5 protein-coding genes are annotated in these 4,095 nt (G+C 62.9%); 3 read left to right on the forward strand and 2 right to left on the reverse strand.

What is annotated here, in order from left to right; translation table 11 throughout:
• Window positions 1-307: 307 nt before the first annotated feature.
• A complete protein-coding gene (locus ACESL8_RS13260; RefSeq protein ID WP_372919622.1) occupies window positions 308-979 on the forward strand; it encodes a helix-turn-helix domain-containing protein in 672 nt (223 codons plus the stop codon).
• Window positions 980-1,014: 35 nt separating this feature from the next.
• Here ACESL8_RS13260 and ACESL8_RS13265 read toward each other — a convergent pair whose 3' ends face one another.
• Both ACESL8_RS13265 and ACESL8_RS13270 read right to left on the reverse strand, forming a co-directional pair.
• Complete coding sequence (locus tag ACESL8_RS13265) at window positions 1,015-1,503, reverse strand: GreA/GreB family elongation factor (protein WP_372919624.1); 489 nt, start codon at window positions 1,501-1,503, stop codon at window positions 1,015-1,017.
• Between the two features lie 23 nt (window positions 1,504-1,526).
• Window positions 1,527-3,044 carry an FAD-binding domain-containing protein gene (locus tag ACESL8_RS13270; RefSeq protein ID WP_372919626.1) on the reverse strand — a complete coding sequence of 506 codons (1,518 nt, stop codon included), beginning with the start codon at window positions 3,042-3,044 and terminating at the stop codon, window positions 1,527-1,529.
• A 201-nt stretch (window positions 3,045-3,245) separates the two neighbouring features.
• Between ACESL8_RS13270 and ACESL8_RS13275 the strand changes: the two genes are divergently transcribed.
• Window positions 3,246-3,590 carry an arsenate reductase gene (locus ACESL8_RS13275; RefSeq protein WP_372919628.1) on the forward strand — a complete coding sequence of 115 codons (345 nt, stop codon included), beginning with the start codon at window positions 3,246-3,248 and terminating at the stop codon, window positions 3,588-3,590.
• Window positions 3,562-3,999 carry an EVE domain-containing protein gene (locus ACESL8_RS13280; protein WP_372919630.1) on the forward strand — a complete coding sequence of 146 codons (438 nt, stop codon included), beginning with the start codon at window positions 3,562-3,564 and terminating at the stop codon, window positions 3,997-3,999. The genes ACESL8_RS13275 and ACESL8_RS13280 overlap by 29 nt, the downstream gene beginning before the upstream one ends.
• The last annotated feature ends 96 nt before the right edge of the window (window positions 4,000-4,095 follow it).

Below are 4,095 nucleotides of genomic sequence, written 5' to 3' on the forward strand. Positions count from 1 at the left end.
ATATCTGATTTTAAAAATACAGACGACTGCAATTGTTATCAGCGATAGAAATTTGTTTTTACTTCAAGTGTATAGTGATCGTTAGTCTAAAAATTTCGCTTCTATGTGGTTGTTTAACTTGGTTTTGTTTTATAAGGTTAACCAAAACGGATGAATTTTCGGTAGATAGTGGTTAGAGATCAACTCAGATTATTTTTCCGCTCACAGAGATCGCGCCAGACCGGGCGCCGCCTGATTGGCTTTTCGCCAACTAGGTTCAACATTTGAAGCCGCTTGCCGCACCGCGCCAGGCATCAGGGATGACGAGATGATGAACGAAGTGGATACCATTGTGAACGGCGCGCGTACCGCCCCCGCAGGTCGGCACGGCGGCGACCATGTCGATTTTGGTGACCCGGCTGCGGCGGTGCACTCGCTAATATTGGAGGTCGAGACATTGCTCAGAACCTGTCGCGGGCTTGTGGCGCAGGCACGCGGAACTCTGACAAGCGGCGAGCTACTTTGGCCTCCGCAGCGGATCAGCGAAGTGCGAGAGCAGCAGAATGAACTAGAAAACGATCCACGACTTCGCACGCTTTCAGACGAATCCGAGGCGGATTACAAGCGGTCCTGGCGTCGTGATGACCACCCGGACTTTGACGTCGATCTCTTGCAGGTTTTCAAATCTCATTTGCCGGATCTGAGCAGGGCACCGCTCGTGGTCCTGACCACCCTGCTCGCAAACCACGGTCGGATCGTTTCAAACTCTGAAATCTGTAAAGCGCTCGGGACCGATTCACCCAAAATCGTGAAAGTCTATGTGTGCCGCTTGCGCAGGCTCTTCAGGGTACACGGAGTGGACGTTGAGATATCGGTCATGAAGGGCGGTTATGGGGTTCCCCGCGATTGCCCTGCATTTCTCTTGAGCGGTCTCGGTTTTACCGAAACGCAAGTCAAGGTCATTCTGAATTCCTCTTTCCTCGGTCAAGCCCGCCGATGACGGTTTCGCGGCCACGGAGAGGGCTAGGGTGACGTTCAGCCGGGGTGTTCGGCGGGCCAGATGATGGTCACGATTTCCAGGTTTTTGTCGCCACCCGGCAGCCGCACGATTCGCATGTCACCCAGGCGCGCGCCGCGCAGGGCGCGAGCGATGGGGGCGCTCCAGCCGATCAGGTTTGCGGCAGCGTCCTGCTCATCGTCCCCCACCAGAGTGAAGGTGCGGCGGTTGCCGTCATCGTCGGCAATCTCCACCGAACAGCCAAACAGCACCTTGCCGCGTTCGGTTTGGCGGGCCGGATCGACGACGCGGGCGGCGGTCATCCGCTTGGCGAGATGGCCCAGCTCGCGGTCGATCTCGCGCAGTTTCTGGCGGCCATAGATGTAATCGCCGTTCTCGCTGCGATCGCCATTGCCGGCAGCCCAGCGCACCACTTCAACGATCACCGGGCGGTCGCCGTGGATCAGCTGTTCATAGCGTGCCCGCATTGCCGCCATGCCGGCCGGCGTGATCGGATTGCCATCCATGCAGCCGTGATACCTGTCAGCGCTCAGAGATCAAGCTGGCCCTGGCCCAAAACCTGGCCCTCGCTGGCTGGCGCTGCCGCCTTGCGCCGGCGCTCCGTGCTCGGCAGGCCGGCGCGGCGGCTGCCGTACTTGGCAACGATGGCGCGGGCCGGCGCAGCGTGGGCGAGATTGCGGCGGATGGCGGTGATCGCCGCCTTGGCCCCGCGCGCAGCTTGTTCATGATCGACCAGCGGCGCGGGATAATCGCCGCGCAGCTGCGCCGGGGCCAGCCACGGCTCATGCACGAATTGGCTCGGCAGATGTGCCAGTTCCGGCAGCCAGCGGCGCACGAAATCGCCGCCGGGATCCTGATCATGGCCCTGCTTGATGGGATTATAAATCCGCGGGATATTGGTGCCGGTGGTGCCGGATTGCATCTGCACCTGCGGCCAGTGGATGCCGGGTTCGTAATCAGTGAACAGCCGCGCCAGCGCCGCGCCGCTCAGCCGCCAATCCAGCCGCAGATGATAGCTGGCCACCGCCATCACCATCGCCCGCATGCGGAAATTCAGCCAACCGGTCGCGGCCAGGCTGCGCATGCAGGCATCGACGAACGGCCAGCCCGTGCGCCCTGCCACCCACGCCGCCAGCCGCGAGGCGTCGTGATCGGGCAGGCCGGCATAATCCGGGTGCAGGCAGCGCGCCTCCAGCCACGGCGCGTCCTCCAGTTTCTGGATAAAATGGCAGTGCCAGTGCAGCCGGCTGATGAAGCTTTCAATGGAGCCAGTGAAGCGCGTGTCGCCGGCGTCCGTCCAGCGGGCGCGGGCAGCGGCGGCGGCGTGCAGCACTTCGCGCATCGAAAGCGCGCCCACCGCCAGATGCGGTGATAGTCGCGAGCAGTGATCGGCCCCGCTGCCGGGCGCCGACATCGCGGCCCGGTAGGGCCGGCCGCGCTCGTTCAGAAAACTTTTCAGCAGCGCCAGTCCTTCGCGCCGCCCACCGGTTTGCCGGCCGGGGCAGGGGTCCGGTGCCAGGCCCAGCGCGGCTGCATCGGGCATTGTTTCGGTTGCCACATCGGCCATGCGGATGGCGGCGGGCGCCGGCACGCGCTGGCGGCGCATCATCGCCTCCCACCGCGCCGCCCAGCCATTGCGATTGCCGTGCGCCCGCCACACGCCGTGCTGCTGCGCTTCAAGCACCGGCACACTGGCTTGCCGCGCCCAGCGCCGCACCGCCTGGTCGCGGGCAAAGCTCCACAGATTGCCGCTTTCCTGGTGGGCGTGAATGGCGGTCAGGCCGTGCGCCGCGTGCAGATCGTGCAGCACTTGCACGGCATCGCCTACCCGAACCACCAGCCGCGCGCCGCGCGCCGAAAGGCTGCGATCAAGATCGGCGAGCGCTTCGGCCAGAAACGCAAACTGCCGCCCGCTGGCATCGGCCTGCGCCCACATTTCCGGTTCGAAAATGTACAGCGGCAACATTGCCCGCCCGCTGGTACACGCAGCAACGAGGGGTGCATGATCATGCACCCGCAAATCGCGCTTGAACCAGACGATCTCCATCGTGTGCTGTCATCTCCAGTATTGACGGTTTGGACGAATCGTATCGAATCAGGGAAATTATTGCGGCCGGAATGTCGGGGCAGCTGATATTGGCCAATGTAGTCCGGAAGCGCCTTGTAGGACAGCCGCAGCGCCCGCGGCAGCGGCCAGCCTGTCGCAGCCGACTTGGCAGCGGGCGCGCAGCTTGGCATGGATGGCGGCATGAACCTGTATGGCATTCCCAATTGTGACACGGTGAAGAAAGCCCGCAGCTTTCTGACGGCGGCAGGCATTGCCCACGACTTCCACGATTACAAGAAAGCCGGCGTACCCGCCGATGCCTTGGCCCGCTGGGTGGCGCGCTGGGGCTGGGAGACTGTGCTCAATCGCGCCGGCACCACCTTCAAGGCGCTGCCCGATGCGGACAAGCAGGGGCTGGATGCGGACAAGGCCACGGCGCTGATGCTGGCGAGCCCATCGATGATCAAGCGGCCCATCGTGGAGGGCGACACTGCCGCGCTGATCGGTTTCAAGCCCGATGCGTGGGCAGCGGAACTGGGGGTTTGAAATGGCGCGCTGGCTGGTGAAATCCGAACCGTTCAAATACAGTTGGGAACAGCTGAACAAGGACGGCCAGACCGTGTGGGACGGCGTTCGCAACAATCAGGCGGCGCAATATTTGCGCGCCATGAAACTGGGCGACGAACTGTTTTTCTACCACTCCAACGAAGGCCTGTGCATCGTCGGCATTGCCGCTGTGCTGGGCGAACATTTCATCGATCCCAGCGACCCCAAGGCCCGCTTCCCTGCCGTGATGGTTGGCCCGAGGGCACCCTTGCCGCGCGCGGTGACACTGGCGCAAATGAAGGCCGAACCGCGGCTGGCCGGCATGGCGATGTTCCGCCAGTTCCGCCTGTCAGTGGTGCCGATCACCGATGACGAATGGAACGTGGTGTTGGAAATGGCCGGCGCTTGAGCCGGGGTTTTTTTGAAGGACGAACATCATGCGCCTGCTACTCGTCTCCCTCGTGCTCGCCACCCCGGCGTATGCCGCCACCCCGGCGTATGCCGC

Origin of the sequence: Sandarakinorhabdus sp., assembly GCF_041689835.1 — a bacterium.
Classification (GTDB): Bacteria; Pseudomonadota; Alphaproteobacteria; order Sphingomonadales; family Sphingomonadaceae; genus Sandarakinorhabdus.